This is a genomic window from Pseudomonas kuykendallii (genome assembly GCF_900106975.1).
Lineage (GTDB): Bacteria > Pseudomonadota > Gammaproteobacteria > Pseudomonadales > Pseudomonadaceae > Pseudomonas_O > Pseudomonas_O kuykendallii.
In genome coordinates this window covers 498012-513851 of the sequence record NZ_FNNU01000002.1, presented here as the reverse complement: position 1 = coordinate 513851, position 15840 = coordinate 498012, and the positions used below count along the sequence as shown (strand labels likewise).

Sequence of the window (15840 nt, the reverse complement as noted above, 5' to 3'; positions counted from 1 at the left end):
CGAGGGGCGCCGGAAACACCTCAGAAATCGACGGTGGCCGAAACCTTCAGCGTGCGCGGCGCACCCTGGGTCAGGTAGCCTCCATTGGTCGACGCCCAGTAGTCCTCGTTGGCGACGTTCTCCAGGCCGGCGCGCAGGGTGATGTCGCGTTCATCCAGCTTGAATGCGTAGTGCGCACCGAGATCCACCCGGGTCCAGGCGGGAATGCTGTACTCGTTCGCGGAGTCATAGAACTGCCCGCCGGTGCGCAGCAGCAGGCCGTTGAGCGAGAGTCCCGGCACGCCCGGCACATCGAAGTCGGCACCGATGTTGAACTGGAACTCGGGAACACCCACCGCCTGATTACCATCGTTGGTGCCATTGAGGGTGCCGCGCAGTTCGGCGTCGGTCCAGGTGGCGCCTACAAGAACACGCAGGCCGTCGAGCGGCTCGCCGAAGAGGCTCGCCTCCACCCCGCGGTTACGCTGCTCCGCGTCCACCCGGTAGATGTTGTCGGTGCCGGTCACCCCTTGAGGCTGTTCGATGCGGAACACCCCGAGGCTGCCGCCGTAGGTGCCCCAGTCGAGCTTGATGCCCGCCTCGATCTGCTTGCTGCGATAGGGCGCGAACATCTGCCCTACCGGATTGCTCGAAGCGGCGGGGGCCGTAGGCCCCTGCTGAAGGGACTCGATGCGATTGGCGTAGAGCGACAGATAGTCGGTGGGCTTGATCACCAACCCGTAGACCGGCGTGGTGATGCTGTCGTCGTAGTTGGAGGTGCGCAGTTCGCTCACCGCACTCCAGGCATCCGCCGCGATGGACTGGCGGCGCAGCCCGAGGGTGAGCAACGCCCGGTCGTCGAGGAAGCCCAGGGTGTCGGAGATCGCGGCACTGCGGTTGCGTACCTTGGCGGTCGTGTCCGGGTCATGGATGTCGCCGGCCAGGGTATTGGCCGGCGGCTCGGCGACCGGCGCGCCGTCGTACAGGTTGCCGTAGCCACGGTTGGCCGCCAGGGTGGATTCATAAGCGTTGCGCTTTTCCTGCCAGGTCCCGTTGATGGCCAGGTTCAGCTGGTGACTCACCGCCCCGGTGGACAGCTGCCCGCGGAGCCCTGCAACGGCGCTTCGGGTTTCCTGGTCCAGTGGCGAATAGAGCCGGCCTACGCGCGCGTCGCCGTTGGCGCCGTAAACATAGTTGGAGGCATATACACCGTTCTCCCGGGTGTATTTGCCGCCGGCGGAAAGGTACGCCGTCCAGTTATCGGTCAGGTCGTATTCGGCGCTGGCCATGCCGTAGGTGTCTTCCAGCTCCGACCAGCTCCAGGGCTGCGCATAGTTGTTCGAGGCATGCGGCGCCTCCGGGGTCTTGCCCGCCAGCGTGCTGGTGGGCCCGCTGGTGGTCAGATAGACCACCGACCGCCCTTCGTTGACACGCTGTTTCTGGTAGCCGAAATCGGTCGACAGGCGCAAGCGGTCGCCGCGGTAATCCAGCCCGAACGCCGCCAGAGTGAAGTGCGAGTTCTCCCCATCGACGGCCGACTCGCCGTCGCGCTGGGCGATGTTGGCACGCACCCCGAAGCGATCGTCCTCGCCGAAGCGCCGCCCGAGGTCGAGGTGGACGCCCGTCTTGCTGTCGCTGGTGTAATCCAGCGTCACACGGCGCGTCGGTGTGTCTTCGGCGCGTTTGGACACGACGTTGATCGCCCCGCCCACGCCGCTGCCGCCGGGCGCCACGCCGTTGAGAAAGGCGTTGGCGCCCTTGAACACCTCGACCCGCTCGACCGCCTCGGTGGAGATGATCTGCCGCGGCAGTATCCCGTAAAGCCCGTTGAAGGCGATGTCGTCGGAGTAGAGCTGAAATCCGCGAATGACGAAGACCTGCGAAAAGTTGCCGAAGCCGTAGGACTGGCGCACGGCCGGATCGCTGGCGAGCACGTCGCCGAGGGTTTGCGCCTGGCGCTTCTCAATCAGTTCGGAGGTGTAGCTGGAGAAGCTGAACGGCACGTCCTGCATGTCCTGGTTGCCCAGGATGCCCATGCGCGCGCCGCGGGCCACCTGGCCGCCGGCGTAGGCTTCCGGCAGGCCGTCAGCGGCGGCCGAGCGCGCGGTAACGGTCGCAGTACCGAGTTCCAGAGCCGCGCCCTGCGGGTTGCGCACCAGGGTGATGGTGCCGTCGCCGGCGGCCTGGTAGCCCAGCCCGGAGCCTTGCAGCAGGCGCTGCAGGCCTTCGGCCACGGAGTAATCGCCCTTCAGGGGCAGCGCAGTGCTCAGGCCGTCGGTCATCTCGGCGCTGTAGAGCAGGCGGATGTCGGCCTGCTCGGCGAAGGCGGTAAGCGCGGATTCCAGGCTCTGCACGGGGACATCCAGCGGCACGGCCCAGGCGGCCGGCAGGGCGATGGCGAAATGAGCGACGAGAAGGGCGCGGGCGAGAGGATGGCGATGTGGCCGCATGGTTCGATTCCTGATCACTGCAAAGGACGATGCGAGAAATTCGCATTTGCAGGAGGAAGACGAAACGCCCTCTCTTTTCTGAACCTGGCACGCCACTTTATTTTCGCGCCCGCGAAAATCGGGACGCGTTCCGGCTACCGGGCCGGGGCCTGCGCGCCGCTGGCGGAGACCAGCAGGAGGCCGGGAAGGCGCGTCAACCTGACAGGCAGGGTCGCCTCGATGGCGTCGAAGATCGCCTGCGGCTGCTGCCGGGAGAACACTCCGGTGACCGCCAGCCGCCGGGCTTGATCGTCGAGGAACAGCACGCGGCCATCCTGGTAGCGCGCAAGCTCGGCGAACACCTCTTCCAGCGGTTGCGACCTGAACACCAGCCGTCCGCGCTGCCAGGCCAGCGCCTGGCTGGCATCCAGCGGCTGGACCGCCTGCAGCACGCCGTGTTGCCAGAGCACCTGCTGCTGCGCGGTCACCGCCACCGCCGGCTGACCTTCCTGGCTCGCCTCGACGCGCCCTTCGCTGACCGACAAGAGCACGCGGTCACCGCTGTAGTTGACGTCGAAACGGGTGCCGGTGACGCGGATGCGCGCCGGCCCGGCCTGGATGACGAACGGATGCTTGGCATCCTTGGCGACCTGGAAATCCGCCTGGCCCTGATACAGCCGAACGCGGCGCTCGCCGCCGTGCATGTCCCAGTCCAGCGCGGTATTGCCGTTGAGCATCAGGATCGAACCGTCCTCCAGCGCCACTTCACGCAGTTGCCCCGCGCCCGTGTGGATGTCGGCGTACCAGCCGACCCAGCGTTCCTGCGGCAGCCACAGGGCGATCACCAGGCAGGCGGCCGCTGCCAGCGGCGCGGCCCAACCCAGCCGCGAACGACGGCGTGGCGCGGGCAGCGGCACGGGGTCGACCGCCGCGGCGCTGCTGCCCAGCTCACCGATCAGGCCCCACAGGCGCTGCGCGCGGTTCCAGGCCTCGGCATTCGCCGCCGAGGCCTGGCGCCAGGCCTCCGCCTCGGCTCGCTGGGCGGCGCTGGCGCGACCGGAGTTGAGCAGCACCAGCCATTCGCGGGCACGGGTGGCGGGCTCATTCATGACGGGTCATCCATGCGGCTCTGGCAGTACTCGAGGGCCCTCAGGATATAACGCCCGGCCATGCTTTCGGAGACGCCGAGGCGATCGCCGATCTCGCGCTGGGTCAGCCCGTCGAGGCGATTCCACAGCAGGGCCTTGCGCACGTGCGGCGGCAGTTCCTGCAACAGCGCATGCAGCTGCGCCAGTTGCTGGCTGCCGGAGGCGAAACGTTCAGGTCCGGGCATGGGGCTTTCCAGTTGCTCGTCCATCGGTTCCTGCGGCGCGCGGGCGTCCAGCTGGCGGAGATGATCGATGACCAGGTTTCGCGCGATGCGGTAGAGAAACGCCCGCAGGTTGCCGATCTCCCCCGGCTGGGCGCGACGGAAACGCAGCCAGGTTTCCTGCCGCAGGTCCGCCGCCAGTTCCGAGCAATTCAGCTGGCGCGTGAGAAAACGCAGCAGCTCGCCGGCATGGCGCTGGAACTGGCCGTCGGGGGACGGGGAATCGGAGGGCGACGACACGTCGAACACTCGAGGCTCGGGAAGAGGCGGACCATATATTTATCGAGAATAACTTTCAAATGAAAACCGATGCGATGCGCGACCTACCGGCTGCTAATACATCCGGAGGTCCGATCACGGCGAAAACATCTAATTTATGGATATTTTAGATCAATTATAAACTTCCTTGCGACGCCTCGAAGGCCGCCCATAAATCCGCTGATATACGACCTAACCAATTGTTTTAACTAATGATAATCAAACAATTAAGCGCGTCGATATACACCATCACACGGATCGTCTTCTTTATCGAATCCGTCGCGCTAGCATGGGAACCGTACTCACTTACCGACTTCTTCCGAACACGAGGTGCACCATGAAAACTCAACTTCTCGCCAGCCTGATCGTCGCCGGCCTCTCCACCGCCGCTTTCGCCGCACAGCCTGCCATCCAGAACCAAACCGCAGGTGTCACTCCGGCCGCCCAAGTCCTGGTTGCCGAACAGGACGCCGAACACAACCGCGCTTCGCTGATCGAAACCCGCTCCAACCATGACCAGGTCGCCCAACAGGACGCCGAGCACAACCGCGCCTCGCTGATCGAGAGCGGCTTCGACCAGGGCAATCTGGTGGCCCAGCAGGATGCCGAGCACAACCGCGCTTCCTGAGGACATCGCATGAGTCCGTTCAACCCCTGAGGGCGCCCCGCGAGGCGCCCTTGGTTCATCTGCACCCTCGGTAGCAGCCGGGCGGCCCGCCGAAACATCCGGTTACCTGCGTGCTACTCTGCGCCCCCGCTTCCGAGGCGACCCGCCGCATGTCCACCCACGCCAAACTACTTCTTCGCCATCAGCGCCCCTTCCTCGCTTTCTGGTTCGCCCGGGTGTTCACCTCCAGCGCCTTCCAGATGATCACCGTGGCCATCGGCTGGCACATCTACGAGCTGACCGGCAATGTCCTCGACCTGGGCCTGGTCGGGCTCTTCGAGTTCATGCCGCGCGTGCTGTTCATGCTGCACACCGGGCACGTCGCCGACCGTTACGACCGGCGCAAGGTCGCCGCGCTGTGCCAGACGCTGCAAGGGCTGACGGCCCTCGCGCTGGTGATCGGCAGCGCCACCGACAGCGTCACCCGCGAGATGATCTTCGCCATCGCCTTCCTCTTCGGCACCGCCCGCGCCTTCGAGATGCCGACCACCCAGGCGCTGCTGCCGAACATCATCCCGCCCGCCCTGTTCCCGGCGGCGGTGGCGGCGTCCGGTTCGGCGATGCAGGCGGCGACCATCATCTCGCCGGCCCTCGGCGGCCTGCTGTTCGCCTTCGGCTCGATCTGGGTCTACGGCCCGGCCGTGCTGCTCTATGGCCTCGCCGTGGCGTTGATGCTGCAACTGCCGGCGCGCCAGCAGCCGATGAAACAGGAGAAGGCCACCCTGCATTCGCTGCTGGCCGGCATTCGCTTCATCCGCAGCCGTCGAGACGTGCTCGGCGCGATCTCCCTGGACCTGTTCGCCGTGCTGCTCGGCGGCGCCACCGCGCTGTTGCCGGTGTTCGCCCGCGACATCCTGCTCACCGGCCCCTGGGGCCTCGGCCTGTTGCGCTCGGCGCCGGCGGTGGGTGCGCTGCTGATGTCGTTCTGGCTGGCGCGTTTTCCGGTCGAGCGCCATGTCGGCCGGGTGATGTTCACCTCGGTCGGCCTGTTCGGCGTGGCCACCATCGCCTTCGGTCTTTCCACCTCGTTCTGGTTCTCGCTGGCGGTGCTCGCCGTGCTCGGCGCCGCGGACATGATCAGCGTGGTGATCCGCAGCACCTTCGTGCAGATGGAGACGCCTGACGAGATGCGCGGCCGGGTCAGCGCGGTGAACGGCCTGTTCATCGGTGCCTCGAACCAGCTCGGCGAATTCGAATCCGGCCTCACCGCGCACTGGTTCGGCACCGTCCAGGCGGTGGTGCTCGGCGGCGTCGGCACGCTGCTGGTAACCGGCGCCTGGATCAAGCTGTTCCCGACCCTCGCCAACCGCGACCGGTTGCGCGAACCAAAAGCCGAGGAGCACCTGCAGGCCGGCTCGCCCCCGAAACCGTAGGGTGCGCCGCGCGCACCAGATGCCAGCACGGTGCGCATGGCACACCCTACACAGAGCGGTCATCCGTAGGGCGGGGGCAATCCGCGAGGCCAATGCCCGCCGAATACCGAGCCGCGGGTTTCACTCGCCCTACCAGCTAGGGAACAAGCGCATCACAGCCGCCCCGAACCCGTAGGGTGCGCCGCGCGCACCGCACGCCCCGCATGGTGCGCATGGCGCACCCTACGCAGAGCGGTCATCCGTAGGGCGGGGACAATCCGCTATGCCAATGCCCGCCGAACACCGAGCCGCGGGTTTCACTCGCCCTACCAGCTAGGGAACAAGCGCACCACAGCCGCCGTGAACCCGTAGGGTGCGCCGCGCGCACCACACGCCCCGCATGGTGCGCATGGCGCACCCTACGCATAGCGGTCTCACGCTTCACCGATCCACCGGGCGGTGTCACGGCAAACATCTCACTACGTCAACCAATCCCTACAGCAGCTTGTCCAGCGTGATCGGCAGTTCGCGGATGCGTTTGCCGGTGGCGTGGTAGATCGCGTTGGCCACCGCCGAGGCGACGCCGACGATGCCGATCTCGCCGACCCCTTTCGAGCCCAGCGCGTTGACCACGTCGTCGTTTTCCTCGACGAAGATCACCTCGATGTCGTGGATGTCGGCGTTTACCGGGATGTGGTACTCGGCGAGGCTGTGGTTCATGTAGCGCCCCAGGTTGTGGTCGATCTGGGTTTCCTCCTGCAGCGCCATGCCGATGCCCCAAACCACGCCGCCGAGAATCTGGTTGCGCGCCATCTTCGGGTTGACCACGCGGCCGGCGGCGATGGCGCTGACCACCCGGCTGACCTGAATGCTGCCCAGCGCCTCGTCCACCTTCACCTCGACGAACACCGCCGAGTGCGTGGCGGTGGCGAACTTGTCGCGCTTTTCGTCCGGCTTGGCATCGGCCTGGGCTTCCAGCGGGCCGCTGGCGGCGAGCACCTCGGCGATGGCCAGGGCGGTCTCCGGCGACTCGCGCAGGCGCAACTGGCCGTCGACGAACTCGACCTGCTCCAGCACCGCCCCGGCGAAGGGCGACTGCGGCAGGCGCTGCGCCACCTCGAAGAGCTTGCCCTGCAAGGCCGTGCAGGCCTGCTGCACGGCGGTGCCCACCGAGGACACGGTGAACGAGCCGCCCTGCAGCGGCGCGGTCGGCAGGCTCGAATCGCCAAGTTTGAATTCCACCTGTTCCACCGGCAGGCCCATCGCGGCGGCGGCGATCTGCGTCATCACCGTGTAGGTGCCGGTGCCGATATCGGTGGTGGCGCTGCTCACCGTCAGCGTGCCGTCGGCGGCCAGCGCGGCCCTGGCGCTGGCCGGATTCTGCATCGCCTCCCAGACGCCGGTCGCCATTCCCCAGCCGACCAGCTGGTGGCCGTCGCGCATGCTGCGCGGCTCCATCGAGCGCCGGTCCCAGCCGAAGCGCTCGGCGCCCTGCGCGTAGCAGGCGCGCAGCTCCTTGCTGGAGTATGGCTTGCCCTCGTTCTGGTTGGTGTCGGCGAAATTCAGCAGGCGCAGTTGCAACGGATCGATGGCGGCCGCGCAGGCCAGCTCGTCCATCGCGCACTCCAGGGCGAACACGCCCTCGGTGGCGCCCGGCGCGCGCATGTCCAGCGGGGTGAAAACGTCCAACGGGACCATCTGGTAGCCCAGCCGCACGTTGTCGCAGTGATAAAGCATGCCGGACCACTCCACCACGTGCTCGGTGAAGTCCTCGAAGCGCGAGGTCTGGGCGAAGGCGTCGTGGGTGATCGCCTGCAGCGTGCCGTTGGCCGTGCACCCCAGGCGCAGGCGCTGCAACATCCGCGGGCGATAGCCGAAGGTGAACATCTGCTGGCGGGTCAGCGTCACCCGCACCGAGCGCTTCAGCACCAGCGCCGCCATCACCGCCAGTGGCAACTGGTACTGCGGGCGCAGGCCGGAGCCGAAGGCGCCGCCGACGAAGGGCGCGAGGATGCGCACCTTTTCCTTGTCCAGCAGAAACACGTGCTGCACGTATTGCTGGCTGTTCTGCGGCCCCTGGGTCTTGTCGTAGATGAGCAGGCTGCCGTCGTCCTGATAGAGCACCGTCGAGGCGTGCGGTTCCATCGGGTTGTGGTGCTCGATGGGCAGCGCGTATTCCAGCTCGATACTCAACGCGGCGCCGAGCAGCGCGGCCTCGGCGTCACCGCGCGGTTCTGGCAGCTCGGCCGGGGCCGCGTGGGCCTGGTCGAGGGCCGCGACCAGATCGGTCTGGTGCGCCTCGGCGGCGTACTCGATGGTCACCAGCGAGGCGGCATGCCGGGCGATCTCCAGGTTGTCGGCCACCACCAGCGCCAGCGGCTGGCCGCTGTAGAGCACCCGGTCGTTGAACAGCGGGCGGATGGCCGAACCCTCGGCGGAATCCATGTCCTCGTAGCTGTCGTCGTCGGCCGCCAGGCGCGGGCGGTTCAGGTGGGTCAGCACCAGCTGCACGCCGGGCACTGCCTCGGCGGCGGCACCATCGATGGACAGCACGCGACCGCGGGCGATGGTGCTCGACACCACGCTGCCGTAGAGCAGCCCGCCCTCGTTGAATTCACCGGCGTAACGCGCCTGTCCGGTGACCTTCAACGGGCCGTCGACGCGATCCAGTGGCCGGCCGAGCGGCGACGAATCCGGTTGGGCGTGGGCGTTCATGGGCGGCCTCCCTGGTGCTGGATGGAATGGGCGGCATCGCCCAGTGCGCGAACGACGGCGCGGCGCGCTAGCTCGATCTTGAAGCCGTTGTGCGCCAGCGGACGGGCACCTTCGAGCAACAGGTCGGCGGCGAGGGCGAAGGTCTCGTCGCTGGCCGGCTTGCCGATCAGCACCTCCTCGGCCTCCTGTCGGCGCCACGGCTTATGGGCGACGCCGCCGAGGGCGAGGCGCGCCGCGCGGATGATGCCGCCGTCCAGCTCCAGCGCCGCGGCGACGGAAACCAGGGCGAAGGCGTAGGAGGCGCGGTCGCGGATCTTCAGGTAGCGGCTGTGCGCGGCGAAGCCTTCGGCCGGCAGCTCGACGGCGAGGATCAGCTCGTCGTCGGCCAGCACGTTGTCGCGCTCCGGCGTATCGCCCGGCAGCCGGTGGAAATCGGCAAAATCGATGCGTCGCTCGCCCTGCGGTCCGGCGACGATCACCACCGCCTCAAGCGCGGCCAGCGCCACGCACATGTCCGAGGGGTTCACCGCCACGCAGTCGTCGCTGGCACCGAGGATCGCGTGGATGCGGTTGAGCCCGTCCTTCGCCGGGCAGCCACTGCCGGGCTCGCGCTTGTTGCACGGCACGCCGGCGTCGTAGAAGTAGTAGCAACGGGTGCGCTGCAGCAGGTTGCCGCCGGTGCTGGCCATGTTGCGCAGTTGCGGCGAGGCGCCGGCGAGAATCGCCTGGGCCAGCAGCGGGTAGCGCTGCTCGATGCGCGCGTCCCAGGCCAGGTCGGCGTTGCTCACCAGCGCACCGATGCGCAGGCCGCCGCTGGCGGTGGCGTCGATACCGCGCAGCGGCAGGCCGTTGATGTCGATCAGCCGCTCGGGACGGGTGACGTTTTCCTTCATCAGGTCGAGCAGGTTGGTGCCGCCGGCGATGAAGCGCGCGTTCGGCCCGGCCAGGCGCAGCGCCTCATTGACCGCGGCCGGCTTGCTGTAGGCGAAGGGATTCATGCGCCGCCCTCCCCGCGCGTGGCCGGCAGCGCCTCCTCGATGGCATCGAGGATGTTGTTGTAGGCGCCGCAGCGGCAGAGGTTTCCGCTCATCAGCTCGCTGATCTCGTCGCGGCTCTGCGCACGCCCTTCGCGGGCCAGGCCGACCGCCGAGCAGATCTGCCCGGGCGTGCAATAGCCGCACTGGAAGGCATCGTGCCTGACGAAGGCTTCCTGCAACGGGTGCAACTGGTCGCCGTTGGCAAGTCCTTCGATGGTGGTCAGGTCGCGGCCGTCGAGCATCACCGCCAGGGTCAGGCAGGCGTTCACCCGTTTGCCGTCCAGCAGCACGGTGCAGGCGCCGCACTGGCCGTGGTCGCAGCCTTTCTTGCTGCCGGTCAGGTCGAGCTGTTCGCGCAGCAGGTCGAGCACGGTGGTCCAGGGCAATACGTCGAGCTGACGCGGCTGGCCATTGAGAACGAGGGAAATCGAATGGGCGGCAGGATCGCTGCGGCCCTCGCGAAGGGAGGTGGCGCTCATGGGTGCCTCACGGTCTGGTCTGCATTCGCGCCCGGCGGCGGGCACTCGCTGCGCGGTGTTCCGCGTCTACGAGGTACGACGCAGACAGGCCCGGAAACGTTCAGCGCAGGCGAGGAGCGGTATCGATCCGGCGGGCTTCTCCGCAACGCGATGCGCCGGTGCGCGTGGTGCACCCGTCTCGTCACCCGCAGGATGCGCCATGCACACCACATGGGCTGCGCGAGCCGTAGGGTGGGCTTTAGCCCACCGATACGCCGAGGCCACGGGTGGGCACGCTGGTGGGCTGAAGCCCACCCTACCCGAGTCAGTGGGGAGGCTGGACCTTGTCCTAGGCAAGACGGTCACCGGGGCGGTCGATGTCGCGCAGGACGGCGGGATCGTCCAGGGCCAGGCGCTGCACCGCGTCGCCCTGGAACAGCGTCTGCGCGCCGCGCTCGCCGTCCAGCGCCAGCAGTTGTTCACGATAAGCGCTGCCGATGCCCCGCGGATGGCCGAGCTGGTCCTGGTAGACCGGCGCAACCAGCCCCTTCGGCCGGATCGCCTGCGCCACCGCCAGCAGCGTGTCGCGCCGCACGTAGGGCATGTCGCCGAGCGCCACCAGCCAGCCCCGCTCGGCCGGATGCGCGCGCACCGCCTGTGCCAGGCTGTGGCCGAGGCCATTGGTTTCCACGACCAGCAGATTGCAGGGCTCCCCGCGCAGGCGCTCGATCAGCGCGGCGTTGTCGGCGCGGACCACCACCACCAGCTCCTCGGCGACGCCCTGCAGGGTGTGCAGCGCGGCCAGCAGCACCGGTGTGGAATGCGGATCGCCCGCCCGGCTCGGCGCCAGCAGCTTGTCGCTGTCGCTTTCCGCGCGATAGCGGCTGCCCACGCCGGCGGCGAGCAGCAGGGTACGAACGCCCCCCCGCATCAGGCGGACTTCAGTCGGGCCGCGCCGGGCCGAGCCGCATCCAGCCCGGCCTGGCGACCTGGCAGGGCAACCCGCGCGCCGTTCTTCAGGGCGACGATCTCGGCCATCAGCGACAGGGCGATTTCCGCCGGCGTGCGGCTGCCAATGGGCAGGCCGATCGGGCCGTGCAGGCGGCCGACATCGGCGGCGTCCAGCCCCAGGGAGATCAGCCGCTGCTTGCGTTTCTCGTTGTTCGTCCTCGACCCCAGCGCGCCGACGTAGAACGCCTCGGAACCGAGTGCGGTGAGCAGCGCCATGTCGTCCAGGCGTGGGTCGTGGGTCAGCGCGACGATGGCAGTGTGCGCATCCGGCTCAGCGGCGAGCACCGCGTCGTCGGGCATGCCGGGCAGGAAGCGCACCCGCTCTAGTGGCCAGTCGTGGGCGTAGGCCTCGCGCGGGTCGCAGATCAGCACCTCGAAACCCAGCGTGTGCGCCAGGTCGGCGACGTAGCGCGACAGCTGTCCGGCGCCGATCAGCAGCAGCCTCCAGGCCGGGCCGAAGGGCGCGACCAGGTGCTCGCCGTCGAAGTGCAGCGCCTGCTCGCGGCCGATCGGCGCCAGCGTGACGGCGCCGCTGCGCAGGTGTAAATGCCGGGCGACGCGTTCGTGGGCCTCGCAGCGTTGCAGTAGCTCGTCGATCCAGCCGGCGTCGCGCAGGGGCTCCTGCACCAGCCGCAGGGTGCCTCCACAGGGCAGGCCGAAACGCGCCGACTCCTCCTTGGTCACGCCATAGGTGATCAGCGCGCAGCGCGCCTGTTCGTCGACCCGCAGCGGCAACCGCGCCAGCAGGTCGTCCTCGATGCAGCCACCGGACACAGAACCCTCGACCCGCCCGTCGCCGCGCAGGGCGAGCAGCGACCCCACCGGGCGCGGCGCGCTGCCCCAGGTTTCCACCACGCTGTAGAGCACCACGTCATGGCCTTCGCGGAGCCAGTCGCGGGCGCGCCGCAACACCGTCAGATCGACGCCATCCATTCGTTTCGCCTCATCATTCACTCGATACCGATCGGAGCGCCGGCCTGTCTTCACTGACCCGCCGGGGCGCGCGCGAGTTCGACCAGGCCGCCTCAGCGCAACAGCATCGCCTCACCGACCTTGCGCCGCGCCGCCCTGCCGGCCAGGCGCTCGACCAGGGTCAGGGCGAACTCCAGCGCCGCCGCCGGGCCCTGGGCCGTGGTCAGGTTGCCGTCGACCACCACCGCCTGGTCGACGAACACGCAGCCGGACAGGCGGTCGCTGAACGCGGGGTAGCAGGTCATGCGCCGTCCCTTGAGCACGCCGAAAGGTTGCAGCGCCAGGGCCGGCGCCGCGCAGATCGCGGCGAATTCGAGACCGGCGGCGGCCTGCCGGCGGACCCGTTCGGCCAGCGGCAGGTGCGCGCCGAGCCGCTCCGCGCCCACCGCGCCGCCGGGCAGCACCAGCAGGTCGAAATCCTGCGCCAGCACGTCGAGCAGCATGGCATCGGCGGTCAGCCGGCTGCCGCGCGCACAGGTGAACATCCGCCGCGCCTCCACGCTGGCCATCACCACTTCGATCTCGGCGCGGCGCAGCACGTCGAGGACGGTCACGGTTTCCAGGTCTTCCACGCCGTCGGCGACGGCCAACAGGGCTCGGGGCATAGGCACCTCCAGAGGTCGATGGGTGGAGGGTACCGCGCGCCGCGCGGGTTTGCGCGAAGCGGCGTTCGGCGGGCTCGCCGAGCCGATCCACGGGCGGTGATTTCGGCTACCGTTTTGCTATGATTCGCGCCGTTTTGCTGACCGACCGGGCAACTTCCCGAGGCCGCCGAACCCATCGCGGCGCCCACGCACCGCATCCACGAGCATCAAGCGCGCCTGCAGAGCGCGTCGGGAGATCGCCATGCTGGAACGACTCTTTCAACTCAAGGCACACAACACCACGGTGCGCACGGAGATCCTGGCCGGGGTCACCACCTTCCTGACCATGGCCTACATCCTCTTCGTCAACCCGAGCATCCTCGGCGAGACGGGCATGGACAAGGGCGCGATCTTCGTCGCCACCTGCCTGGCCGCGGCCATCGGCTCGGCGATCATGGGCCTGATCGCCAACTACCCGATCGCGCTGGCACCGGGCATGGGCCTGAACGCCTTCTTCACCTACACCGTGGTGCTGCACATGGGCCACAGCTGGCAGGTGGCACTCGGCGCGGTGTTCCTCTCGGCCTGCATGTTCTTCCTGCTCTCGATCTTCCGCATCCGCGAATGGATCATCAACAGCATCCCGCTGGAACTGCGCTCGGCGATCGCCGCCGGCATCGGCCTGTTCCTCGCCCTGATCGGCCTGAAGGAAGCCGGCATCGTCGTCGCCAACCCGGCCACGCTGGTGGGCATGGGCGACCTGGCGAAGCCAGAAGCGGTGCTGGCGATCCTTGGCTTCTTCCTGATTGTCGCCCTGGAGGCGCGCAAGGTGACCGGCGCGGTGCTGATCGGCATCCTCGTCACCACCGCGGCCGGTATCGCCCTGGGCGTATCGAGCTTCGGCGGCTTCGTCTCCATGCCGCCGTCGCTGGCGCCCACCTTCCTGCAACTGGACATCCGCGGCGCGCTGGACATCGGCCTGGTCAGCGTGATCTTCGCCTTCCTCTTCGTCGACCTGTTCGACAACTCCGGCACGCTGATCGCGGTGGCGAAGAAGGCGGGCCTGATGCGCAAGGACGGCTACATGCCGAAGATGGGCCGAGCGCTGATCGCCGACAGCAGCGCGGCGATGGTCGGGTCGCTGCTCGGCACCTCGACCACCACCAGCTACATCGAGTCCGCCGCCGGTGTCAGCGCCGGCGGGCGCACCGGGCTGACCGCCATCGTGGTGGCGGTGCTGTTCCTCTTCGCGCTGTTCTTCTCGCCGCTGGCCGGCAGCGTGCCCGCGTTCGCCACCGCACCGGCGCTGCTGTTCGTCGCGGTGCTGATGACCGCCGGCCTGGCCGAGATCGACTGGGACGACATCACCGTCGCCGCGCCGGTGGTGATCACCGCGCTGGCCATGCCGCTGACCTTCTCCATCGCCAACGGCATCGCCTTCGGCTTCATCGCCTGGACCGCGATCAAGCTGCTCGCCGGCCGCGGCCGCGAGCTGAACTCGGCGCTGGTGGTGCTCTCGATCCTCTTCGTGATCAAGCTCGGCTGGTATCCGTAGGGAGCGCCATGCGCACGGAAGCGCTGCGTCGTTTCGACCGGGCGGTGCGCGCGGCGCACCCTACGGTAGCGGCGTACCGGGTCGGGTTCGACCGGATAAACCAGCACCGACCCCGAAGGACTCATCCCCGCTATAAGCCGTAGGGTGCGCCATGCGCACCGCAGCGCTGCGTCACTCCGACTGGGCGGTGCGCGCGGCGCGCCCTACGGTGGCGAGGCGTACCGGGCGGGTTTTCAGCCCGTCATGCGCCGGTACTCAATTGCCGCGGGCTACCGTTCCATGACAAAGCCATCCCCGCCGTCCTGGCGAATCCGTACAATGGCCGCCCGATTTCCGCGCCCGCCTGAGTGATCCATGAGTTCCGTCCCCCTCGATTCCGCCGCCTACGCCCAGCAACTCACCGAGAAGACCGCGCGCCTGCGCGAGCTGCTGGCACCGTTCGATGCGCCCGAACCGCAGGTGTTCGACTCGCCGCTGCAGCACTACCGGCTGCGCGCCGAGTTCCGCCTGTGGCGGGAAAACGAGGAGCGCTTCTATGCGATGTTCGAGAAGGGCGACAAGTACACGCCGATCCTGATCGAGGATTTCCCCATTGCCAGCGCGCGGATCAACGCGCTGATGGCGCCGCTCAAGGCTGCCTGGCAGGCCAGCACGGCGCTGTCGTTCAAGCTGTTCCAGGTGGAATTTCTCACCACCCTGGCCGGCGACGCGCTGATCACCCTGGCCTACCACCGGCCGCTGGACGACGCCTGGCAGGCGGCGGCGGAACAGCTCGCGGCCGACCTGCAGGTCAGCCTGATCGGCCGGTCGCGCGGTCAGCGCATCGTCATCGGGCGGGATTTCGTCGAGGAGGAACTGGAGGTCGCCGGGCGGCGCTTTCGCTATCGCCAGCCCGAGGGCGCCTTCACCCAGCCCAACGGCACGGTGAACGGCAAGATGCTCGCCTGGGCCTACGAGGCGCTGGGCGAGCGCGACGACGACCTGCTGGAGCTGTACTGTGGCAACGGCAACTTCACCCTGCCGCTGGCGACCCGCGTGCGCAAGGTACTGGCCACCGAGATCAGCAAGTCGTCGGTGTACGCGGCGCTGGCCAACCTCGCCGACAACGCCATCGACAACGTCACCCTGGTGCGGCTATCGGCCGAGGAGCTGACCCAGGCGCTGAACGGCGTGCGCCCGTTCCGCCGCCTGGCCGGCGTCGACCTGGCGAGCTACGACTTCGGCAGCGTGTTCGTCGACCCGCCGCGCGCCGGCATGGACCCGGACACCTGCGAGCTGACGCGACGCTTCGAGCGCATCCTGTACATCTCGTGCAATCCGGAAACCCTGGCGCAGAACATCGCGCAACTGCACGACACCCATCGCGTCGAGCGCTGCGCGCTGTTCGACCAGTTCCCCTGGACGCACCACATGGAGTCCGGCGTGCTGTTAGTGCGGCGCTGACCCAACGGCTC

At 68.3% G+C, this 15840-nt stretch carries 13 protein-coding genes; 4 read left to right on the top strand and 9 right to left on the bottom strand.

All coding sequences use genetic code 11. The annotated features are described in order from the left end of the window. Nucleotides 1-20 precede the first annotated feature (20 nt). The 3 genes from BLV15_RS07555 to BLV15_RS07545 form a co-directional block, all read right to left on the bottom strand. Nucleotides 21-2429, bottom strand: a complete 2409-nt coding sequence (locus BLV15_RS07555; protein ID WP_090226155.1) for a TonB-dependent receptor — start codon at nucleotides 2427-2429, stop codon at nucleotides 21-23. A 134-nt stretch (nucleotides 2430-2563) separates the two neighbouring features. Then, a complete protein-coding gene (locus BLV15_RS07550) occupies nucleotides 2564-3517 on the bottom strand; it encodes a FecR family protein (RefSeq protein ID WP_090226153.1) in 954 nt (317 codons plus the stop codon). Then, nucleotides 3514-4017: an RNA polymerase sigma factor gene (locus BLV15_RS07545; RefSeq protein WP_090227395.1), complete on the bottom strand. Its 504-nt coding sequence runs from the start codon at nucleotides 4015-4017 to the stop codon at nucleotides 3514-3516. The genes BLV15_RS07550 and BLV15_RS07545 overlap by 4 nt, the downstream gene beginning before the upstream one ends. Nucleotides 4018-4372: 355 nt before the next feature. Between BLV15_RS07545 and BLV15_RS07540 the strand changes: the two genes are divergently transcribed. Both BLV15_RS07540 and BLV15_RS07535 read left to right on the top strand, forming a co-directional pair. Continuing rightward, nucleotides 4373-4663, top strand: a complete 291-nt coding sequence (locus BLV15_RS07540; protein WP_090226150.1) for a hypothetical protein — start codon at nucleotides 4373-4375, stop codon at nucleotides 4661-4663. Between the two features lie 149 nt (nucleotides 4664-4812). After that, nucleotides 4813-6075 carry an MFS transporter gene (locus tag BLV15_RS07535; RefSeq protein WP_090226147.1) on the top strand — a complete coding sequence of 421 codons (1263 nt, stop codon included), beginning with the start codon at nucleotides 4813-4815 and terminating at the stop codon, nucleotides 6073-6075. 474 nt (nucleotides 6076-6549) lie between these two features. On the opposite strand, the gene BLV15_RS07530 is transcribed toward BLV15_RS07535, so the two are convergent. From BLV15_RS07530 to BLV15_RS07505, 6 genes are all read right to left on the bottom strand, one after another. Further along, nucleotides 6550-8769, bottom strand: a complete 2220-nt coding sequence (locus tag BLV15_RS07530; RefSeq protein WP_090226143.1) for a xanthine dehydrogenase family protein molybdopterin-binding subunit — start codon at nucleotides 8767-8769, stop codon at nucleotides 6550-6552. Continuing rightward, nucleotides 8766-9767, bottom strand: coding sequence for an FAD binding domain-containing protein (locus BLV15_RS07525; protein WP_090226140.1), 1002 nt, complete (start codon nucleotides 9765-9767; stop codon nucleotides 8766-8768). Before BLV15_RS07525 ends, BLV15_RS07530 begins: the two co-directional genes overlap by 4 nt. Further along, nucleotides 9764-10285, bottom strand: coding sequence for a (2Fe-2S)-binding protein (locus BLV15_RS07520; RefSeq protein WP_090226138.1), 522 nt, complete (start codon nucleotides 10283-10285; stop codon nucleotides 9764-9766). Before BLV15_RS07520 ends, BLV15_RS07525 begins: the two co-directional genes overlap by 4 nt. Nucleotides 10286-10613: 328 nt before the next feature. Then, a complete protein-coding gene (locus tag BLV15_RS07515) occupies nucleotides 10614-11198 on the bottom strand; it encodes a nucleotidyltransferase family protein (protein ID WP_090226135.1) in 585 nt (194 codons plus the stop codon). Further along, entirely contained in the window at nucleotides 11195-12208 is a 1014-nt protein-coding gene (locus BLV15_RS07510; RefSeq protein ID WP_090226132.1) for an XdhC family protein, read from the bottom strand. Before BLV15_RS07510 ends, BLV15_RS07515 begins: the two co-directional genes overlap by 4 nt. Before the next feature lie 92 nt (nucleotides 12209-12300). Further along, complete coding sequence (locus BLV15_RS07505) at nucleotides 12301-12852, bottom strand: DJ-1 family glyoxalase III (protein WP_090226129.1); 552 nt, start codon at nucleotides 12850-12852, stop codon at nucleotides 12301-12303. 241 nt (nucleotides 12853-13093) lie between these two features. On the opposite strand from BLV15_RS07505, the gene BLV15_RS07500 reads away from it, so the two are divergent. Beyond that, entirely contained in the window at nucleotides 13094-14386 is a 1293-nt protein-coding gene (locus BLV15_RS07500) for an NCS2 family permease (protein WP_090226126.1), read from the top strand. 354 nt (nucleotides 14387-14740) lie between these two features. Next, the gene (gene trmA, locus BLV15_RS07495) at nucleotides 14741-15829 is read left to right on the top strand and encodes a tRNA (uridine(54)-C5)-methyltransferase TrmA (RefSeq protein WP_090226124.1); all 1089 of its coding nucleotides are present in this window, start codon (nucleotides 14741-14743) and stop codon (nucleotides 15827-15829) included. The last annotated feature ends 11 nt before the right edge of the window (nucleotides 15830-15840 follow it).